The organism is Xanthobacter variabilis, from assembly GCF_043831965.2.
Classification (GTDB): Bacteria; Pseudomonadota; Alphaproteobacteria; order Rhizobiales; family Xanthobacteraceae; genus Xanthobacter.
In genome coordinates this window covers 4,080,913-4,100,638 of the sequence record NZ_CM195533.1, presented here as the reverse complement: position 1 = coordinate 4,100,638, position 19,726 = coordinate 4,080,913, and the positions used below count along the sequence as shown (strand labels likewise).

At 66.9% G+C, this 19,726-nt stretch carries 16 protein-coding genes and 1 pseudogene; 9 read left to right on the top strand and 8 right to left on the bottom strand.

Annotated elements, in window-relative coordinates:
• Positions 1 to 355: 355 nt before the first annotated feature.
• The 4 genes from cysS (at position 356) to V5F26_RS17820 (ending at position 4,589) form a co-directional block, all read left to right on the top strand.
• On the top strand, positions 356 to 1,744 hold the full coding sequence (gene cysS / locus V5F26_RS17835) for a cysteine--tRNA ligase (RefSeq protein WP_394055553.1): 1,389 nt from the start codon (positions 356 to 358) through the stop codon (positions 1,742 to 1,744).
• Positions 1,741 to 2,235: a GNAT family N-acetyltransferase gene (locus V5F26_RS17830; RefSeq protein WP_234051863.1), complete on the top strand. Its 495-nt coding sequence runs from the start codon at positions 1,741 to 1,743 to the stop codon at positions 2,233 to 2,235. The genes cysS and V5F26_RS17830 overlap by 4 nt, the downstream gene beginning before the upstream one ends.
• Positions 2,232 to 3,827 (top strand): citramalate synthase, encoded by a 1,596-nt coding sequence (gene cimA, locus V5F26_RS17825; protein WP_394055551.1) that lies wholly within the window; start codon positions 2,232 to 2,234, stop codon positions 3,825 to 3,827. The genes V5F26_RS17830 and cimA overlap by 4 nt, the downstream gene beginning before the upstream one ends.
• Before the next feature lie 360 nt (positions 3,828 to 4,187).
• Entirely contained in the window at positions 4,188 to 4,589 is a 402-nt protein-coding gene (locus tag V5F26_RS17820) for a DoxX family protein (protein ID WP_394947198.1), read from the top strand.
• A 90-nt stretch (positions 4,590 to 4,679) separates the two neighbouring features.
• Here V5F26_RS17820 and V5F26_RS17815 read toward each other — a convergent pair whose 3' ends face one another.
• The 5 genes from V5F26_RS17815 to V5F26_RS17795 form a co-directional block, all read right to left on the bottom strand.
• Positions 4,680 to 6,743: a heavy metal translocating P-type ATPase gene (locus tag V5F26_RS17815; RefSeq protein ID WP_394055547.1), complete on the bottom strand. Its 2,064-nt coding sequence runs from the start codon at positions 6,741 to 6,743 to the stop codon at positions 4,680 to 4,682.
• A 7-nt stretch (positions 6,744 to 6,750) separates the two neighbouring features.
• Complete coding sequence (locus V5F26_RS17810; protein ID WP_394947199.1) at positions 6,751 to 7,386, bottom strand: hypothetical protein; 636 nt, start codon at positions 7,384 to 7,386, stop codon at positions 6,751 to 6,753.
• A gap of 48 nt (positions 7,387 to 7,434) precedes the next feature.
• Positions 7,435 to 7,920, bottom strand: coding sequence for a hypothetical protein (locus V5F26_RS17805; RefSeq protein WP_394055544.1), 486 nt, complete (start codon positions 7,918 to 7,920; stop codon positions 7,435 to 7,437).
• A 79-nt stretch (positions 7,921 to 7,999) separates the two neighbouring features.
• Positions 8,000 to 8,305 carry a hypothetical protein gene (locus V5F26_RS17800; protein WP_394947200.1) on the bottom strand — a complete coding sequence of 102 codons (306 nt, stop codon included), beginning with the start codon at positions 8,303 to 8,305 and terminating at the stop codon, positions 8,000 to 8,002.
• A gap of 607 nt (positions 8,306 to 8,912) precedes the next feature.
• Positions 8,913 to 9,470 (bottom strand): manganese efflux pump MntP, encoded by a 558-nt coding sequence (locus V5F26_RS17795; RefSeq protein WP_394055541.1) that lies wholly within the window; start codon positions 9,468 to 9,470, stop codon positions 8,913 to 8,915.
• 367 nt (positions 9,471 to 9,837) lie between these two features.
• Here V5F26_RS17795 and V5F26_RS17790 point away from each other — a divergent pair, with 367 nt between their 5' ends.
• Entirely contained in the window at positions 9,838 to 10,278 is a 441-nt protein-coding gene (locus tag V5F26_RS17790) for a hypothetical protein (protein WP_234051870.1), read from the top strand.
• Positions 10,279 to 10,700: 422 nt separating this feature from the next.
• Here the strand turns inward: V5F26_RS17790 and V5F26_RS17785 are convergent.
• Together V5F26_RS17785 and V5F26_RS17780 are read right to left on the bottom strand one after the other, a co-directional pair.
• Positions 10,701 to 10,991: pseudogene (locus tag V5F26_RS17785) on the bottom strand (DUF167 family protein); the annotation flags it as partial.
• Positions 10,992 to 10,995: 4 nt separating this feature from the next.
• A complete protein-coding gene (locus V5F26_RS17780; protein WP_394055536.1) occupies positions 10,996 to 11,286 on the bottom strand; it encodes a YggT family protein in 291 nt (96 codons plus the stop codon).
• 213 nt (positions 11,287 to 11,499) lie between these two features.
• On the opposite strand from V5F26_RS17780, the gene V5F26_RS17775 reads away from it, so the two are divergent.
• The 3 genes from V5F26_RS17775 (at position 11,500) to V5F26_RS17765 (ending at position 14,901) form a co-directional block, all read left to right on the top strand.
• Positions 11,500 to 12,450: an acetyl-CoA carboxylase carboxyltransferase subunit alpha gene (locus V5F26_RS17775; protein WP_394947201.1), complete on the top strand. Its 951-nt coding sequence runs from the start codon at positions 11,500 to 11,502 to the stop codon at positions 12,448 to 12,450.
• Positions 12,451 to 12,688: 238 nt separating this feature from the next.
• The gene (locus V5F26_RS17770) at positions 12,689 to 13,987 is read left to right on the top strand and encodes a hypothetical protein (RefSeq protein ID WP_394947202.1); all 1,299 of its coding nucleotides are present in this window, start codon (positions 12,689 to 12,691) and stop codon (positions 13,985 to 13,987) included.
• A gap of 335 nt (positions 13,988 to 14,322) precedes the next feature.
• The gene (locus tag V5F26_RS17765) at positions 14,323 to 14,901 is read left to right on the top strand and encodes a hypothetical protein (protein WP_394947203.1); all 579 of its coding nucleotides are present in this window, start codon (positions 14,323 to 14,325) and stop codon (positions 14,899 to 14,901) included.
• Between the two features lie 368 nt (positions 14,902 to 15,269).
• Here the strand turns inward: V5F26_RS17765 and secA are convergent, their stop codons facing one another.
• Positions 15,270 to 18,047, bottom strand: coding sequence for a preprotein translocase subunit SecA (secA, locus tag V5F26_RS17760; protein WP_394947204.1), 2,778 nt, complete (start codon positions 18,045 to 18,047; stop codon positions 15,270 to 15,272).
• Between the two features lie 460 nt (positions 18,048 to 18,507).
• On the opposite strand from secA, the gene V5F26_RS17755 reads away from it, so the two are divergent.
• On the top strand, positions 18,508 to 19,695 hold the full coding sequence (locus tag V5F26_RS17755; protein ID WP_509210562.1) for an efflux RND transporter periplasmic adaptor subunit: 1,188 nt from the start codon (positions 18,508 to 18,510) through the stop codon (positions 19,693 to 19,695).
• The last annotated feature ends 31 nt before the right edge of the window (positions 19,696 to 19,726 follow it).

Here is a 19,726-nt window from a genome sequence, read left to right as displayed (position 1 = left end):
TAGCTGCGTCGGGCGGGGGCGGTCAATCTGCGAATGTCGCACTGCAGCGTCGCGCCGGGGGCAGGGCGGGGGCCGGGCCGACGGCCGCCGCGCAAGGCTCCGGTGAAGCGAAAATCCTTGACGGATGGGCCGCGCCCGACCATTGTCCGCCGCCATGAACGGCCCTTTTTCCATCTTCGGCATTCGTCTGCCGATTATTTGCGGTTAGCCCGAGAAGCTGGCCGCGGCCGTCCCTTGCTGCACCCTTAAAGCCCTTTAAGGACCTGGACGCCCCGGCCGGCGGACCGGCACGCGCGTTCGCGCGCGTTTCGAGGCGAGCGCGCCTGTCGCGCCTTTACGGGAAGCGGAGCGATCCATGGAGCTGCGGCTTCACAATACCCTGACCCGGTCGAGGGACGCGCTGCGTCCGCTCGATCCCCTGAACGTGCGCATGTATGTGTGCGGGCCCACGGTCTACGACCATGCCCACATCGGCAATGCCCGCCCGGTGATCGTGTTCGACGTGCTGTTCCGCCTGCTGCGCCGCCTCTATGGCGCCGAGCATGTGAAATATGTGCGCAACATCACGGACGTGGACGACAAGATCAACGCCCGCGCGGCCGATCGCGGCATCTCCATCCGCGAGCTGACCGAGGAGACCTATCGCTGGTTCCGGGAGGACACGGCGGCGCTGGGCTGCCTGCCCCCCACCGTGGAGCCGCGCGCCACCGAGCACATCGCCGAGATGCGCACCCTCATCGAACGGCTGGTGGCGGCCGGGCACGCTTATGTGGAGCAGGAGCACGTGCTGTTCAACGTGCCCTCCATGCCCGATTACGGCCAGCTCTCCCGCCGGCCCCTCGACGAGATGATTGCCGGGGCCCGGGTGGATGTGGCGCCCTATAAGCGTGACCCCATGGACTTCGTGCTGTGGAAGCCCTCCGATATCGGCGTTCCGGGCTGGGATTCGCCCTGCGGCATCAAGACCCCCGGCCGGCCGGGCTGGCATATCGAATGCTCGGCCATGTCGTGGCGCCATCTGGGCGAGACCTTCGATATCCATGGCGGCGGCATCGACCTCATCTTCCCCCATCATGAAAACGAGATCGCCCAGTCGCGGTGCGCCTTCCATACGGGCGTGATGGCGCAGATGTGGCTCCATAACGGCTTCCTGATGCTGGAAGGCGAGAAGATGTCGAAGTCGCTCGGCAACTTCGTCACCATCCGCGAGCTGCTGGAGGAGTGGCCGGGAGAGGTGCTACGCCTCACCATGCTGTCCACCCATTATCGCCAGCCCATCAACTGGACCCGCCAGGGCCTGGGCTTCGCCGCCAAGACGCTGGACAAATGGTATCGCGTCATCGGCGACGTGGAGGCCGAGAGCGGGGCGGACAATCCCTTCGAGCACGAGATTGCCGAGCGGCTGTCGGACGATCTCAACACCCCGTCCGCCATCTCCCACCTGCACCATCTCGCCGATGTGGCGGAGCATGAGGAGGCCTCCTCCGCCTTGCGCCGCCGCTTCAAGGGCGCGGCCAACCTCATGGGCCTGCTCACCGAAACCGAGAGCGCCTGGCGCGCGCGGGCGAAGGAGTCGGTCGCCCTGGACGAGGCCACCATCGGCGCGCTCATCGCCGAGCGTCTGGCCGCCCGCAAGTCCAAGGACTTCAAGCGCGCCGACCAGATCCGCGAGGAGCTGGCCGCCAAGGGCATCGTGCTCATGGACAATAAGGACGGCACCACCAGCTGGGAGGTGGCGCGATGAGCGAGCGTGTGTCCCTGCGCCCTTTCCTGCCGGCCGACACGCCAGCGCTGGCGGCCTTGTTCCGCGCCTCCATCGAGGAGCTGACCGGCGACGATTATGACGAGGACCAGCAGGAAGCCTGGGCCGCCGCCGCCGATGACGAGGAGGCGTTCGGCGCCCGCCTGTCCAGCCTGCTGACGCTGGTGGCCCTGCGCGCCGGCGCACCGGTGGGCTTCGTGGCGCTGAAGGACGACAGCCATATCGACCTGCTCTATGTGCTGCCCCAGGCGGCGGAAAGCGGCGTCGGCACCGCCTTGTGCGATGCCGCCGAGACGCTGGCGCGCGGGCGCGGCTCCAAGGCGCTGACGGTGGATGCCAGCGACACCGCCCTGGGCTTCTTCCAGCAGCGCGGCTACCAGCCGGAGCGCCGCAATACGGTGTCTCTGGGTGGGGAGTGGCTGAGCAACACCACCTTGCGCAAATCCCTGGGCGAAGGAGGCCGCCTGCAATGACCCGTGAGCGCCTCTATCTCTTCGACACCACCTTGCGCGATGGCGCGCAGACCAATGGCGTCGACTTCACCCTGGCGGACAAGCTGAAGGTCCTGGGCCTGCTGGACCGGCTGGGGGTGGACTATGTGGAAGCCGGCTATCCCGGCGCCAATCCCACCGACACCCAGCTGTTCTCAGAGGTCCACCCGGCCAGCGCGCGCGTGACTGCCTTCGGCATGACCAAGCGGCCGGGCCGCTCCGCCTCCAACGATCCCGGCATCGCCGCGCTCTTGGATGCGAAGGCCGATGCCATCTGCTTCGTGGCCAAGTCCTCCGCCTATCAGGTGCGGGTGGCGCTGGAGACCACCAAAGAGGAGAACCTTGTCTCCATCCGTGACAGCGTTCAGGCGGCCGTGGCCGCTGGCCGCGAGGCGCTGGTGGATTGCGAGCACTTCTTCGACGGCTACAAGGAAGACCCTGAATTCGCCCTTTCCTGCGCCCGCACCGCCTTTGAGGCCGGCGCGCGCTGGGTGGTGCTGTGCGATACCAATGGCGGCACCCTTCCCGAGGAAGTGGAGGCCATTGTCGCCGCGGTGGCGAAGGTGGTTCCGGGCGATCATCTGGGCATCCACGCCCATAACGACACCGAGCAGGCGGTGGCCAATTCGCTGGCCGCCGTGCGCGGCGGGGCGCGGCAGATCCAGGGCACGCTCAATGGCCTGGGCGAGCGCTGCGGCAATGCGAACCTGTGCTCGATCATCCCCACCTTGATGCTCAAGACCGATTACTCCGAGCGCTTCGACATCGGCGTGTCGCCGGAAGGGCTGGCGGACATGGTCCATGTCTCCCGCGCGTTGGACGAGATGCTGAACCGGGCGCCGAACCGCCATGCGCCTTATGTGGGCGAAAGCGCCTTCGCTACCAAGGCGGGCATCCACGCTTCCGCCATCCTGAAGGACCCGGCCACCTATGAGCATGTGCCGCCGGAAGCGGTGGGCAATCGCCGCAAGCTTCTGGTGTCGGATCAGGCGGGCAAGTCCAACGTCATCGCCGAGCTGGAGCGGCTGGGCGTGGCGGTGGACAAGGGCGACCCGCGCCTGTCGCGCCTCTTGGACGAGGTGAAGACCCGTGAGGCGCTGGGCTATTCCTACGAGGCGGCGGACGCGTCCTTTGCCCTGCTGGCGCGGCGCGCGCTCGGCTCGGTGCCGGACTTCTTCACGGTCGAGCGCTTCAGCGTGAATGTGGAGCGCCGCTACAACGCCAAAGGCGAGCTCACCACCGTGGCCGAGGCCATCGTGAAGGTGAACGTGGGGGGCGAGGTGTTTATCTCCGCCGCCGAGGGCAACGGCCCGGTGAACGCCCTGGATGTCGCCCTGCGCAAGGATCTGGGCAAGTACCAGCCGCTGATCTCGGGCCTTCGCCTCACCGACTACCGCGTGCGCGTGCTGAATGGCGGCACCGAGGCGGTCACCCGCGTTCTGGTGGAGTGCGCCGACGAAAAGGGCGAGCGCTGGACCACCGTGGGCGTGTCGCCCAACATCATCGATGCGTCCTTCGAGGCCCTGCTCGATTCCATCACCTGGAAGCTGATCCAGGAAGGCGCCACCGCCTGAGACGCGAGATCAGGTCCCCCGCCCGGGTCAGCCCATTCCGCAGGCCCGGGCGGCGGTCGCCGGATGTGTCCTGAATCTCCGCCTGCGTGGCGCGGCGGCTCAGTATTTGACTGTATTTCATCTGGCTTCTACTTGCGCGAGCGGCCGGGGCGCTTGCGTCCGGTAAAGGAAGTCTGCTTTTCAAAAATGCAAAGACGCAGTGCGTTGTGGCAAGCCCAAGCTTGCGTCATGTCAATGTTGCCACAATGAATTGGAGGACATTGGCAGCCACGTCGTGGTCATCCTGATCTCACGCGGATGCAAGAATAGGAATGTGTCATCATGCCCGCCGCATCTGGAAGATTTGATTTCACAGAGCCTATGGTGGTTATTCGGGTCATCTGCGGTTTGTTTTATTTTCCGCATTCGATCTCAAAGATTGTCGGCTTCGCCGGCACGGTGGGCTTTTTCACGCGGGCGGGCTTCTATCCGCCTGAGGGCTTTGTGGTGCTCTCGGTCATCATGGAGCTCACCTGTGCCATCGGTCTCACCCTTGGCCTGTTTCCCAAGTATCTCGGCATCCTCTCCGCCGGCCTGATGCTGGTGGCGGGCTATGCCACCGCGCGCGTTCACGGCCTCAGCTGGTTCTGGGGCGGGCACGGTGTGGAATATCTGGTGTTCTGGGGGGTGGCCTCGCTCGCGGTGGCCCTCGACGCCTGGAACAAGAACCCCGGCTTCTTCGGCTTCTTCGCCTGGCCGCTGCGCCGGGAGAGGGTTTCCTGAGCGGCACTGGGCGCTTTTGACGAAACGGCCCCGGAGCGGGTGCTCCGGGGCCGTTTTCTTTGTTCGTCCTGTGCCTTGCCGCTGGCGGCCTCAGGCCGCCGCGTGCGTGCCGCGCCCGGCGAGCAGGGAACGGATGAGCACGGCGATGGTGGTGCCGTTATGCAGGGCTGCCGTGGCGATAGGCGAGAGATAGCCTAGCACCGCGCCCGCCAGGATGGCCGAGTTCGCCCCCACCGCCACGTTGAAGTTGGAGCGGATGAGCCGCATGGTGGCCTGCGAAATCTCCACCATGTCCGCGAGCGAATCGAGCCGGTCGTCGGTGAGCACGATATCGGCCGTGGCGCGGGCGATATCGGCGGCGCGGGGCATGGCCACGCCCACATGCGCCGTCATCAGCGCCGGGCCGTCATTCACCCCGTCACCCACGAAGGCCACCTTGGCCCCCGAGGCCTTCAGCTCCGCGACGATGCGGGCCTTGTCCTCGGGCTGCTGCTCGTAGAACACGTCGTCGAGCCCCAGCGCCTCGCCCAGCGCCAGTGCCTTGGCCTTGGCGTCGCCGGTGATCATCACGATGCGCTTGATGCCCAGCTCGCGCAGGCGGGCCAGAGTGGCGGGGGTTTCCTCGCGCACCCGGTCACGCAGGGCGAACATGGCCAGCGGCTTCTGGTTGCGGGCCGCATAGAGCAGAGACTTGCCCTCTTCCTGGAAGCTCGCCACCTGCGCGCGCTGGCGGGCGAAGGAGATGTTCTCGTCATCCTCCAGGTAATGGCGGCTGCCGAAGCGGATCATGTCGCCATCCACCTCCGCTTCCACGCCGTGGCCGACGATGAAGTTCACCTCTTCATGGGGCACATGGGCCAGCTTGCGCTGGCGGGCGAGCTTCACCACGGCGCGGGCGATGGGGTGGTTGGTGTGCTCGCCCAGAGAGGCCACCAGGGCCAGCGCCTCTTCCTCGTCCACATGGGGGTGGAGGGGGCAGACGTCCGTCACCTGCAGCGTGTTGTGGGTGAGGGTGCCGGTCTTGTCGAACACCAGGGTGTCCACATCGGCCAGCAGCTCAATGGCCTGGCCGCTCTTCACGAGGCAACCCTGCTTGGCCGCCTGGAACATGGCGGTCTTGAGCGCGATGGGGGTGCCGAGCTTCACGGTGCACGAATAGTCCACCATGAACACCGATTCCATGCGCTTCCAGTCCCGCGTCAGCGCGAACACACCCGCGGCCGAGCCGAGGGTGATGCCCACCCGCCGGTCCGCCAGCGCATCCGAAACCGACTGGATCTCCGCCGGCCGCTCCAGCGCATCCTGGATATAGCGGGCGATGCGGCCGGTGGTGGTGGCCTGGCCCACCCGCTCGGCGCGGATGACGAGCCGGCCGTCGGTGACGATGCCACCCGCCAGAGCCGTGCCGCCCGGCGCGCGGGGGATGGGCAGGCTCTCGCCGGTGACGGCGGACTGGTCCACATAGGCGTCGCCCGCCACCACCGTGCCGTCCACGGGAATGGTTTCGCCGAGGCCGACCACCACATGCTCACCGCCGGTCAGGCTGTCGAACGGCACCTGGAGCATTTCGCCCTGCCCGGTCTCGATCCAGACATCGTCGGGCGAGCGGTGGAGCAGGGAGCGCAGGAGTTCGTCCGAGCGCTCGATGGTGGTGGACTCGATATATTCCGCCAGCTCCACCAAAAGGCGCGTGAAATTGGCGGTGGTGAACTCGCCCCGCGCGGTGGGAAGGCCCATGGCGATGGCGTCGAGCACCTCTACCTTCAGGCCATGCTGAATGGCGGCGGCGATGCCACGAACGATGGTTGGCGCGATGTTCGCGTAGGTGAGTGCGGCGGCCGCCGGCCGCGGCAGCAGCCGGGCCGCCACCAGGGTCGCCGCCGACAGCACCAGTGGCGCGGCATCGGAGGCTTCGCCCTGCACCAGAGGCGGGGCGTTGGCGGGGGGATTGGCGGCCCGGGCGAGGATCCGCGCCCGGGCATCGGCGCTGCCGTCATAGCTGACGATCAGGCCATGGCAGCCGGCATTCATGCGCACGGCCTTGACGCCGCGCACATCGCGCACGGCAGTGGCCGCCCGCGCCAGCCGGGAATCGTCGCCGCCGAGCCGCAAGCGCATGCGGCCCGGGACTTCGTGAACGATGCGGACGCTCACGACGCTCTCAGCTCTCGCTGGCGGGCGGGGCGGCGGGCACCACGTCCGTGGGTTCCGCGGGCGCGGCGGGCGCGGTGGCGGCGGCCACCTCCGCCTCAGCGTCGTGCAGGCGCTCCTTCAGCTCCTCGACACTGCCCTGGAGGAAACTCCACACCTGCACCGCGGTGCGCAGAATCGTACGCTGGGCGGTCTCATTGGTGAGCAGGTAGGCCGCGCCGGCGCCAACCACCAGGCCCTTGATGAGCGAATCGGCTGCCGGGTGCTGGTGCCAGTTGAAACCGGTGCCAGCCTGCGTGCTTTGCGCGCCCTGGGCGCCATTCGTGCCCGTGGCGCCGCCGGGAGCAAACGGGAATCCGGGCGGAGGAAAGCCGGGCGGGACCGCGCCGGCCCCGGCATTGTGGCCGTGCGAACCGTGAGCACCTGCCGCTGGACCGCCCGCACCTTGGCCCCCCTGGGCGCCGCCCATGCCACGGCCGCCCCGACGCTGGGCGCCGTCCTGCCCGCCGTCCTGGGCACCGGCTTCGGACGTGGTTCCGCCCATCCCATTATCCCCGCCCTGAGGGGCGAAGCCCTCGCCTGGGCCGTAGCCATAGAAATGATAGTGGTAGTGCACGCCCTGGCTGGAGCCGTGGTCGTCGGACATGATGGAAACTCCTGAATTTCTGTTCGCGGATGGGGGTTCGGCGCGCGGTCACGCCTTGGGGGGAACCTCCGAGGAATCCGGCGACGCGGTGGCCTTGCTGAAGACGGAGGAGAAGACGGAGCGCACGTCGGGCCGGTTCAACAGCACCACGACACCGGCCCCAATGGCCGTCCCGATCCAGAAATTGGAGCCGCTCGCCCGCGCGATGCGGGTGAGGTTGGACAGGCTGAAGCCATCCTTCAGCACCCCCTCCAGGACATCCAGAGCATCAATGCGCGGCGGGCCGCCCGCGCCCTGCGGGCCACCTGCCTGCGGCCCGTACCCACCCTGCGGTCCGTAGCCCGGCTGGGCGCCAAAGCCGCTCTGCGCGCCATAGCCCTGCTGGGGTCCGTAGCCGGACTGCTGGCCATAGCCGCCTTGCGGGCCGGCGCCGGCATTCCAGCCGCCATAAGAAGACCACTGTCCGGACGCCTGCGGGCCGCCCTGGGTCGTGCCGGACTGCTGGTTGTCCCATTGCGGGTACTTCTTCGACATCGGCTTCGTCCTCGAATCAAAATGCGAAAAGTGAAATGGCGGGACCTGGCTTTCCTGCGCGGAGCGCCGGGCGTCGGTTTCAAACCACGTGGGCCGCAAGCGCCCGCTCGACCTCCTCGGCGTCCGCCACCAGCAGGCGCGGCCAGAGCGCGGCGGGGATGAGATGGGGGTCGTATTCCACCACGACGGTCAGGGCCGCCGCGTTCAGCCGGGTCGTCTTCACGCCCCGGATGCGGCCCACCAGCGCGACGAATGGCTCCGGATCCACCTTTGGCAGGTGCATGAGGGCGGCCAGATCAAGCTTCAGCCGGATGCGGCCGGGCACGTGGTGGGCGATGGAAACGAACCGGCGCAGGTGCAGGAAAGGGGAAAGGTCTGGAATCATCGAACCGTCTTGTCCTCGTCACCCGCCCGATTGGGAGTTTCCGGCCTTGCGCCGATGCTGGCACCATGGCGCCGCTGCGCCTGGCCAAGGGGTGCGCGGGCGCCGGGCCTTTCGGATGGCGCGGCGGGGCGCCGCCGTGCCCCACGCCGGGGTTTCTCATTCATCGAGAAAATGCCGCCAACCTTCCGCGTATTCGGGCGAAGGCGGGCCGACTTAGAGCCATTCCAGGAGCTGTCTGGGCCGTGCGATGAGCGGGCGAGCGCAGTCGCGCGCATCGCGTCGAACAGTCTCAGATGCGTCATCGGCTCTGACTCCGTCGATCTGCCGCACGCCGGTGCGTGCCGGCGTGACGACCCATTCTATAGTCCTGCCACGTTTGTCGCGAAAACAGAACATAGACTTTGACATATGTCACCGGAATCGAGTGCCGCAGTGAAAATGTTCGAGGAAATCAGAGATTAGAATTAGTCTAATCAAAAAATAACAGGATGACTGCTTTGGGGTGAATGCGCGGTGCACAGGGGCTCTTGATGGCGCTGGCCAACGGGCGCGCGCCATCATGCCCGCCCGGGCAGGGCGGGGGCTCATTTCGTGCGGGGCGGTGAGGTCAGCTGTAGAGGTGGCGCAGCAGGATGGAGGCGCCGATGCCGATCAGCGTCACGCCCGCCAGCACTTCGGCGATGCGGCCCCAGCGCTCGGAAATGAGCCGCCCCATCAGCATGCCGCCGGAGGACATGAGGAAGGTTGCGAGGCCGATGGCGAGCGCGATGACCAGGATGTTCACGTCGAAGAAGGCGAGGGAGACGCCGACAGCCATGGCATCGAGGCTGGTGCCGATGGCCGTGGCGATGAGCACGGGCAGTGAAGCCTTCGGCGGCTCGGCCTCTTCCTCCCGGCGCATGGCGGCCCACATCATGTGCAGCCCCACCAGGCCCAGCAGGCCGAAGGCGATCCAGTGATCGACCGCCTCCACCAGGCTGCTGGCCGCCACGCCTGCGGCCCAGCCGATGACGGGGGTCAGCGCCTCCACCATGCCGAACACCGCACCGGTGCGCAGGGCTTCGGAATAACGCGGCCGCCCAAGGGCGGCGCCGCGCCCCACGGAAACGACGAAGGCGTCCACGGACATGCTGAAGGCCAGCGCGGCAATGGCGAAAGGAGACATGAATCAAGGCCCATCGGACGGCGTGTGACCGCGTGCCGGCGCACCTCGTCCGATAGGGTGCGCGGATCACGACGGTCTTGCCGGGCCGAGGACTTCGGCTGGTCGCGCCACGCCCGACGCCAGTCCGCGGCGCAGGTGCGAGTGTGTTGACGCGGCCCCGCTCAGTGGCGGTGGCTACTCCCCGATGGCCGGGCTGATAAAGGTAACCGCCGCCGGTGTCAAACCCTCGGGAGGTGGAAATTGTGCGTTGCCGCATTCCCCCGGCGCGTTCGCGGCCCGACCCTTTGCTCATTCCGCGCGTCATCAAAATGCTCTAGAGCGAAATGGGGCGTCGCGGTTCTCGCGACGGCATGGGGGAGGGTTTCCAATGGGATGGACGATGGATCGGCTGCGCCGTGAGATGCGCGCGGGCCGTGGCGCGGCGATGGCTCTTGCGCTGGCCGGCGCGCTTCTGACCCTGCCGGCGGTCGCCCAGACCGATGCGCTGACGCCGCCGCCCGATCTGGGCGCGTCCGGTGTGCCGGTGCCGGGAGACGGCACGGCCATCCTCGGCAACAACAACCCACCCGCCGGCATGATGGCCATTCCCGTGCCGCCCAGCACCTGCGCCGGACTGGCCGCGGCTGTGAAGCAGCAGGGCGCCCTGCTTGTGCCGACGGGCAACGGCAATGCCCAGCGCTATGTGCTGGATGATTCCTATTGCGCCGAGGGCCAGAGCGCCAAACCGGCCTGGCTGCCCATGCCTGACAATCCGCAATGCTTCGTCGGCTACACCTGCGGCACGTCCAATAACGACGGCGGCAAATAAGGCGCGAGCCCATGCGGCGGCTTTGGGCGGCGGGGGCGGAGCGCGACCGTTGCGTTGAACCCGCGGCCGTGCCTGTCGCTCTCCCAGGCGGGGTGCGGGCCGCCCTGGCGGGTCCGCGCCCCGCCTGCGGCCTCGCGACCGGATCGGGCCGTACGTGTCGCGTGCGATCTATTTTCGCGCTGCGGCGGCAAGCGGTGTGGGATGGATGATGGGACTTTGCCCGCGAGCGCGCGAAGCGGATACGCGCTCGCGGGAAGACCGCGCGTTAAGGCAATGATCGGGAGCCGCTCCGCAATTCCGTGAAATGCGGAGGCACTCTAGCGGCGGCGCTTACGCGCGTTTCCGCCGGTGGCAGGCGCGGGGCCGGTGGGTGGTGCCGGAACGGCCGCTGCGGGTGGTAAGGCCTCCGGTACACTGCGCAAGAGGGCAGCGGCGAGGGCTTGGGGGTCGCCCTCCACGCGGAAGGTTTTCAGCCGCGCCGTGGCGCCCGATGCCAGGGTGACGCGCGAGGCCGAGACGCCAAGGGCGTCGGCGATCACCTTTGCCACGGCGGCAGTGGCCGCGCCATCCTCCGGCGCGGCGCGCACTCGCACCTTCAGAACGCTGCGCCCATCGGAGAGCTGAGCGACGCCATCGAGCGCATCGCGCCCCCCCTTGGGGGTGGCGCGCACATGAAGCTCGATGCCCTCGCCCGTGGGGCGGAAGACGCTCAAGGGATCAGAACACGTTCGGATAGATGTAGAGGCCGATCACCCGCTGAAGGAAGAAGATGATCAGGATCAGCACCATCGGCGAAAGGTCGATGCCGCCGAGGGCGGGGATCACGGAGCGGATGGGGGCCAGCACCGGCTCGGTGATGCGGAACAGGAACTCGCCGACATTGTGGACGAACTTGTTGTAGGGGTTCACCACGTTGAAGGCGACGAGCCAGGACAGGACGGCGGCGGCGATCAGCAGCCACACATAAAGGTTCAGGACGACCAGGATGACGTCGAGCAGCGCGCGCATGTGGGTGAAGCTTCCTCGGCAGTTCGCGAGAGAAGCAATAGCCTCTCCGCGGGGGCGGGAACAAGGCCGTTGCGCGGTGCGGGATGTCACGCCCGCGTTAAAGCTGTGGCAACCCCCCGTAAAGTCCCGCCCTTGACTTGGCGGCCCCGCACGGGCAGCTTCCCGGCCCATCGGAGGGGCACCGATCAGTCCTTTCCAACCCCACGGACAAGCATGCGCAGCTATCTGGACTTCGAGAAGCCGGTCGCCGAACTCGAGGCCAAGGTGGAAGAGCTTCGGGCGCTTTCGGCGTCCAATGGCGTCGCTATCGGCGACGAGGTGCAGCGCCTGGAGGCCAAGGCCCATGACGCGCTCGTCGCCCTCTACGCCAATCTTTCCCCCTGGCAGAAGACCCTTGTCGCCCGCCATCCGCTGAGGCCGCATTTCGGTGCGTTCGCCGAGCGGCTGTTCGAGGAGTTCACCCCCCTCGCCGGCGATCGCAAGTTTGGTGAGGATGAGGCCATCATCGGCGGATTCGCCCGCTTCCGCGGCGAGAGCGTCTGCGTGCTGGGCCACGAGAAGGGCTCCACCACCGAGACCCGCATCCGTCACAATTTCGGCATGGCGCGTCCGGAGGGCTACCGCAAGGCGGTGCGCCTGATGGAGCTGGCCGACAGCTTCGGCATTCCGGTGATCTCCCTGGTGGACACCGCCGGTGCCTATCCCGGCATCGGCGCCGAGGAGCGCGGACAGGCGGAGGCCATTGCCCGGTCCACCGACGCCTGCCTGGGTCTCAGCGTGCCGAACGTGTCCATCATCATCGGCGAGGGCGGCTCGGGCGGGGCCATCGCGCTCGCCACCGCCAACCGCGTTCTGATGATGGAACACGCCATCTACTCCGTGATCTCGCCGGAAGGCGCGGCCTCCATCCTGTGGCGCGACACCGCCAAGGCGCAGGATGCCGCCACCAACATGAAGATCACCGCCCAGGACCTGCTCAAGTTCGGGGTGATCGACAGCATCGTGAAGGAACCGGTGGGCGGCGCGCATCGTGATCCGGATACCGCCATCGCGGCGGCGGGCGACGCCATCGCCGAGGCTCTCGCCTCCCTGTCGGACCTTGAGGGGCCGGCCCTGCGCAAGGCGCGGCGGGAAAAATTCCTCGCCATCGGACGCGGGCTCTGAGCCGGCGTCCTGCCGCGTTCAAGGGTGATGCGGATATGTCGGGCGGCGTTCCCGCGCCGTCCGGCCGTTCTGCGTGCGGGAACAATCTCATCTTAGCCGCAATTGGCTTCTCTTGTAAAAACTGCAGGAAGCCTTGCGGATGGGCGCCAAGACGGTGCTCCTCTTGTTAAGGCTTCGTTAAGAGGCAGGGGCTGAGGATGGCCGCTACGGTGCCCGGACAGGTATCAGGAGTTCCGCGTTGAGCCGTCCGCTGACGAAGATTTCGTCCCGCGTCCGCATGGCGGCGTTGGCCGCCACGGCGGCGCTCGCCCTTGCCGCCTGCAACCAGACCGACGAGGTCGCGCGCAAGGCGAACAAGCCCCTTTCGCCGCAGATGGTCTCGCTGATCGGCGAGAAGAACATGACGCCGGCGTCCCCCATCCTCGTTCGCATCTTCAAGGAAGAAGCGGAGCTGGAGGTGTGGAAGGAAAATGCGTCGGGCAGCTATGCGCTGCTGAAGACCTATCCCATCTGCCGCTGGTCCGGCGAGCTCGGGCCCAAGGTGAAGATGGGCGACCGGCAGGCGCCGGAGGGCTTCTATGCCATCACGCCCGGCCAAATGAACCCGAATTCCAGCTATTATCTCTCGTTCAACCTGGGCTTCCCGAACGCCTTCGACAAGTCGTATGGCCGCACCGGCGAGTTCCTGATGGTGCATGGCGACTGCTCGTCCGCGGGCTGCTATGCCATGACCGACGAGCAGATTTCGGAAATTTTCTCGCTGGCACGTGAGAGCTTCGCTGGCGGTCAGCGCTCGTTCCAGGTGCAGGCCTATCCTTTCCGCATGACGCCGAAGAACATGGCGCGTCATCGCAACAACCCGAACATGGCTTTCTGGCGGAACCTGAAGGAAGGCAACGACCACTTCCTGGTGACCCGCGAAGAGCCCAGGGTGAGCGTGTGCGGGCGCCGCTACGTGTTCGACGCCCAGCCCGCTCCCGGCACGCGCTTCGATGCCGATGCCGCGTGCCCGCCCTATCAGGTGGCGCCGTCGGTGGCGAATGCGGTGGCTTCGAAGAGCCGCGCTGACGACGCGCAGATTGCGGCCCTTTCGCAGAGCTCGCCCCTCGCCCCTGTGAAGACCGGGGCCGATGGCGGCATGCATCCGGTTTTCCTGGCGGAGATCAAGCGCAAGGAAGGCGACGGCAAGTTCGCCTTCGCGCCCCAGGCGCCGGGCACCATTCCTGAAACCACGCGCCCGCCTCGGGTGGATGAAAGTGTTGCCCTCAGCAGCCTTGCGGCTTCCGTGAGCGAGGCTTCCGACACGGCGGTGCCCAATGCCGCTCCGGCGACGGCCGCGCCCCTGCCGCCGCCGATCCCTGCGCAGCCGGCAACGGGGGCCAGCAACGTGCCCGCTCCGGCGCCCAAGCCGCAGGCGTCTGCCACGCAGCTGCCGAAGCCCTCCTTGGTGGTGGCGGGGCGGCCGGCCAATGTGGGGCCATCGGACACGCTCTCCGGTGCCTCCGACGTGGTGGAAACGTCAAGCTTCGCACGCTGAGCAACGCCTTCTGGGGCGCTGGCTTCACCGATTTCGTGCGCCCGGCGAAATGCCGGGCGTAGTGGTGTTATGGCCCCCCGCTTTCCTTCGCCGCCTCGTTTCATGGCCTCGGTCAGCTCGGCGCGGGGAGCATACGCGCGGGCTGCGACAAGCGGGCGCGCGATAGGGCCCATTTTTGTCGTGTGAAATTTTGACGTGTAACGCCTCGTTCGCAAAGCTACGGCTAAGGTCACGTCGGCTGGTCGGGGGCTTCGCTTCTGCGATGAGGTGAAGCCCGGCATTTCTTGTCGGGGCGCCCGCGGCCGGCCGGGATTGGGAACAAGGAGACTTAGACTATGGCATTCAAGAAAATGGCGGCCCGTCTTTCCATGGTTGCCGGCGCTGCTGTCCTCGGCGCGGTGTCGGCTTTCGCTCAGCCGATCGCGGCTGAGGGCGAAGTTGATGTGAGCCAGGTCAAGGTCTCGGTGATCGCCGTGGATGCCGACACGCGCCAGGTCGTGCTGAAGGGTCCCGAGGGCAATCTCTTCACCGTCAAGGCCGGCCCGGCCATCAAGAAGTTCGACGAGATCAAGGTCGGCGACACCGTGACCATCACGGAAACCGACGCGGCCATCATCGACATCACCAAGCCCGAGGCCGGTGCTGCGCCGGGCATCCAGGTGTCGCAGGCGGTCCTCAGCGACCCGAAGAGCACCAAGCCGTCGGGCGCCGTGGTGGACACCATCCGCCTGACCGCCGAGATCGTGCGCATGGACCCGGATGATGCCACTCTCACCCTGAAGGGCCCGGAAGGCCGCCTCTATGAGGTGCAGGCCAAGAAGCCGGAGCACAAGGAGAAGGTGAAGGGCCTGAAGGTTGGTGACCTGGTGCAGGTGACCTTCAATCAGTCCGTCGCCATCGCCGTGACCAAGTAAGGTCAGGACGCTTTTCGCCTTCGGGCTGTCTCGCATGCGGGGGCACCCGAAGGCTCTACGGAAGAGGCCGCCAGCCGGCTCGCGGGAATGCTCGCGGGCAGGGCTGGCGGCCTTTTCGCGTTCAGGGGCGGCGTGGCTGCGCGATCTCGCGATGGGCGAACCGCCGTGCCGTCGTCGCGGCCGGGCGGACCGGCACCCTCGAGCGAGGGCGTTCAGGTCTGCGGCGGGCGCGGCTCAACCCGAACCGGGCGGGCACGCGTTGGGGTCAGCGGCGTATTGGGCGGGCCGGGCCGCCCCAAACGAAAACGCCCCCTGCGGGCGGTAGCCGGCAGGGGGCGTGTTCATAGGCGTGTTCAGGGGTTGCGCTGTCAGGCGAAGCGGCCGTGGCAGTGCTTGTATTTCTTGCCCGATCCGCAGGGGCAGACCTCGTTGCGGCCCACCTTGCCCCAGGTGGAAGGGTCCTTCGGGTCGCGCTCGGCCACCGCGATGTCGCCGGTCAGCTGCGGATCCGGCCGGCTGCCGATGGCGGCGGCGGCTTCCGCCAGCTCGTCCTCGCCGGTCAGCGGGTCCTCGTGGTGGGCCTCCATCATCGGCAGCTCTTCCGCCGGGGGCTGGGTGACGATCTCCACCCGCATGAGCTGGGCGGTGACCACTTCGCGCAGCCGGTTCAGCATGGCGGAGAACAGGTTGAAGGCCTCGGACTTGTACTCGTTCAGCGGATCGCGCTGGGCATAGCCACGCAGGCCCACCACCTGGCGCAGGTGGTCGAGCATGGCGATGTGCTCGCGCCACAGATGGTCGAGGGTCTGGAGAAGGATGGACTTCTCCACATAGCGCATGAGCTCGGGGCCATACTTGGCGGACTTGGCGGCCATCCATTCGTCGGCGGCGCGGGTGATGCGCTCGCTCACCTCGGGGCCGGCAATGCCCTCTTCCTTGGCCCAGTCCTCCACGGGCAGGTCGAGGTTCAGGGACTCCACCAGGGCCTGGTGCAGCCCGGCCGTGTCCCACTGCTCGGGATAGGCATTCTCGGGGATGAACTTGGCCACCGTGTCGGCGATGAGGGCATGGCGCATGTCCTCCACCGTGCCGGCCACGTCCTCGTCGTTCATCAGTTCCAGGCGCTGCTCGAACACCACCTTGCGCTGGTCGTTGAGAACGTCGTCATACTTGAGGACGTTCTTGCGCATGTCGTAGTTGCGGGCTTCCACCTTCTGCTGGGCCTTTTCCAGGGCCTTGTTGATCCAGGGGTGGATGATGGCCTCGCCTTCCTTGAGGCCCAGCTTCTGCAGCATGCCGTCCAGCCGGTCCGACCCGAAGATGCGCATCAGGTCGTCTTCCAGCGAAAGGAAGAACTTGGAGTGGCCGGGGTCGCCCTGGCGGCCGGAGCGGCCACGCAGCTGGTTGTCGATGCGCCGGCTCTCGTGGCGTTCGGTGCCGAGCACGAACAGGCCGCCGGCGGCGAGGGCCTTCTTCTTCAGCTCCTCCACCTCGGCCTTGATCTTCTGCTCGGCGGCGGTCCGCTCGGGGCCTTCCGGCATCTCGCGCAGCTCATTCTCGATGCGCATCTCCGCCGAGCCGCCCAGCTTGATGTCGGTGCCGCGCCCCGCCATGTTGGTGGCGATGGTGATGGCGCCCGGCACGCCCGCCTGGGAGACGATATAAGCCTCCTGCTCGTGATAGCGGGCGTTCAGCACCGAGAAGGTCTTGCCGGAGGTATCGATCTTGGTGAGCGCGGTGGGCTCCGAATAGTCCTTCTGCTTCAGGCCGGCCTTCTTGAGCAAGTCGGCGATGAGTTCGGACTTCTCGATGGAGGTGGTGCCCACCAGCACCGGCTGGCCACGCTCGCCGCAATCCTTGATGAGGTCGATGATGGCCGCGTATTTCTCGCCGGCGGTGCGGTAGACCTCATCATCATCGTCCTGGCGGGCGATGGGCAGGTTGGTGGGAATCTCCACCACGTCGAGCTTGTAGATGTCGGCGAACTCGGCCGCCTCGGTGTTGGCGGTGCCGGTCATGCCGGCGAGCTTCTCGTAGAGCCGGAAATAGTTCTGGAAGGTGATGGAGGCGAGCGTCTGGTTTTCCGGCTGGACCTGAACGTGCTCCTTGGCCTCCAGCGCCTGGTGCAGGCCTTCCGAATAGCGCCGGCCCGGCATCATGCGGCCGGTGAACTCGTCGATGATGACGACCTCGCCATTGCGCACGATATAGTCCTTGTCGCGCTGGAACAGCATGTGCGCGCGCAGGGCCTGGTTCACGTGGTGGACCACGGAGACGTTGTCGATGTCGTAGAGGCTCTCGGACTTGAGCAGCCCGGCTTCCTTCAGCATCTGCTCCATCTTCTCCATGCCGGCCTCGGTCATGGTGACGGTGCGCTGCTTCTCGTCCACCTCGTAGTCGTCCTTGTCCAGGCGCGGCATGTAGGTGTCGATGGTGTTGTAGAAGTCCGAGCGGTCGTCGAGCGGGCCGGAGATGATGAGCGGCGTGCGCGCCTCGTCGATGAGGATGGAGTCCACCTCGTCCACGATGGCGAAGAAGTGCGGGCGCTGCACCATCTGCGCGCGCTCATACTTCATATTGTCGCGCAGGTAGTCGAAGCCCAGCTCGTTGTTGGTCGCGTAGGTGATGTCGCTGTGATAGGCGGCGTGGCGCTCGGCATCGTCCAGGCCGTGGACGATGATGCCCGTGGTGAGGCCCAGGAAGCCATAGAGCCGCGCCATCCATTCGGCGTCACGCTTGGCGAGGTAGTCGTTCACCGTCACCACATGCACGCCCTTGCCGGCGAGCGCGTTGAGGTAGACCGGCAGCGTGGCCATGAGGGTCTTGCCCTCGCCGGTCTTCATCTCGGCGATGCCGCCCTGGTGCAGCACCATGCCGCCGATCAGCTGCACGTCGAACGGGCGCATGCCCAGAACGCGCTTGGCCGCCTCGCGCACGGTGGCGAAGGCAGGAACCAGGAGGTCGTCGAGGGACTTGCCGGCGGCGAGCTGCTGGCGAAACTCCTCGGTGCGGGCGCGCAGGGCGTCGTCGGAGAGGGCTTCGACTTCCTTCTCCATGGCGTTGATGGCCTGGACGCGGGGCCGATACCCCTTCACCCGGCGATCATTTGCGGAGCCGAAGAGCTTGCGGGCAAGTCCACCTAGCATGGGTTGTTCTCTGTTCCGATCCGTCGGGTCTCAAGGAGGGCGGAGACGGGCCGCCGGACCCTCCGGGAAATGGTGCGCCTTTGGACCCCCGCAATGGGGCGTCAGCAAGTCGGATGGGGCGTTGAGCGGGTGCTGCGACGAAGCGCGCAGCCGCGACCCCTCCGCCTTTCGGCGGGGTGCATGCCATGCGGACACTTATGAACGGGTCGGGGCAATGTCAATGCGAGCGGAGGCCTTCCGGTTCCTTCCAGCGCGCCCTCCCTTGGGTGAGGGGCCTGTGCTGCCGTGCGGCAACAACTGCCAAAAATGCGAGTAGCATGATGATAAGGTGACGGAAGCAACCAATTCCTCGCATGGACACGCCACCGGCGGATGCTTAGTATCCCGCCCACTTGCGAACGGGGGATTTGGCATGGTGGGAGGTTTCCGGGCGGCCGCTTTGGTGCGGCGCACAGGATTGATGTGCTGCGCGGCCTTCCTTCTCGCGGCGTGCGAGGAAAAGAACACCTATGTTCCCCCGCCGCCCCCGACCGTCACGGTGGCCGACGTCATCGAGCAGCCGGTGACCACCTATCTGGAGTTGACCGGTAATACCGCCTCCATCAATTCGGTGGACCTGAACGCCCGCGTGCAGGGCTTCCTGACCTCCATCAACTATGCCGACGGCCAGCTGGTGAAGAAGGGCGATCTCCTGTTCGTGATCGAACAGGACGTCTACAAGGCCGATGTGGACCAGGCCAAGGCGACGCTCGCCGCCAAGCAGGCATCGCAGGTGCAGGCCGAGGCCGAGTTCAACCGCCAGAATCAGCTGGCCAAGCAGGACTTCGCCTCCCAGGCCGTGCTCGATCAGGCCCGCGCCAAGCGGGACGCCGCGGTGGCCGACGTGCAGAACGCCCAGGCCTCGTTGGAGCTGGCGCAGATCAATCTCGGCTACACCGAGGTTCGCGCGCCGTTCGATGGCGTGGTGACGGCCCATCTTCAGGATGTGGGCGCGCTGGTGGGCTATTCCGGCCCCACCAAGCTGGCCACCATCGTCGAGGTGAACCCCATTTATGTCTGGTTCTCCTTGAGCGAGCAGCAGGTGCTCAACATCAAGGAGGGGATGCAGAAGGCGGGGCACAAGCTGATGACCCTGCGGGAGAATCCCGGTCTGGTTCCGGTCGAGGTCGGCCTGCAGACGGAGACCGGCTTCCCGCATGCGGGCAAGCTCGACTACATCGCGCCCCAGGTGGATCCGAACCTCGGCACGCTGACCGTGCGCGGCATCTTCGACAATTCGAATCTCTCGCTGCTGCCGGGCCTGTTCGCCCGCGTGCGGCTGCCGCTTGGCCAGGCGCTGCCCACCATTCTCGTGCCTGATTCGATCATCAGCGAGAATCAGCTGGGCTCCTATGTGCTGGTTGTGAATGCAAACAACGAGGTTTCCCAGGCGCAGATCCAGCTCGGTCAGCTCCAGCCCAACGGGCTGCGGGCCGTTTCGGGCGGCCTGAAGGTGGGTGACCGCGTGATCGTCAATGGTATCCAGCGCGCGGTCCCGGGCTCCAAGGTCACGGTGGAGGCGGGCAAGATTACCGCGCCGGTGCAGCCCACGCCGGCCGAAGGTAAGACGCCGCCCGCGCCCGCCGCGCCTGCGGCACCGAAGAACTGATCCGCCCCTCGAACGCCAGGAAGCGGCGCCC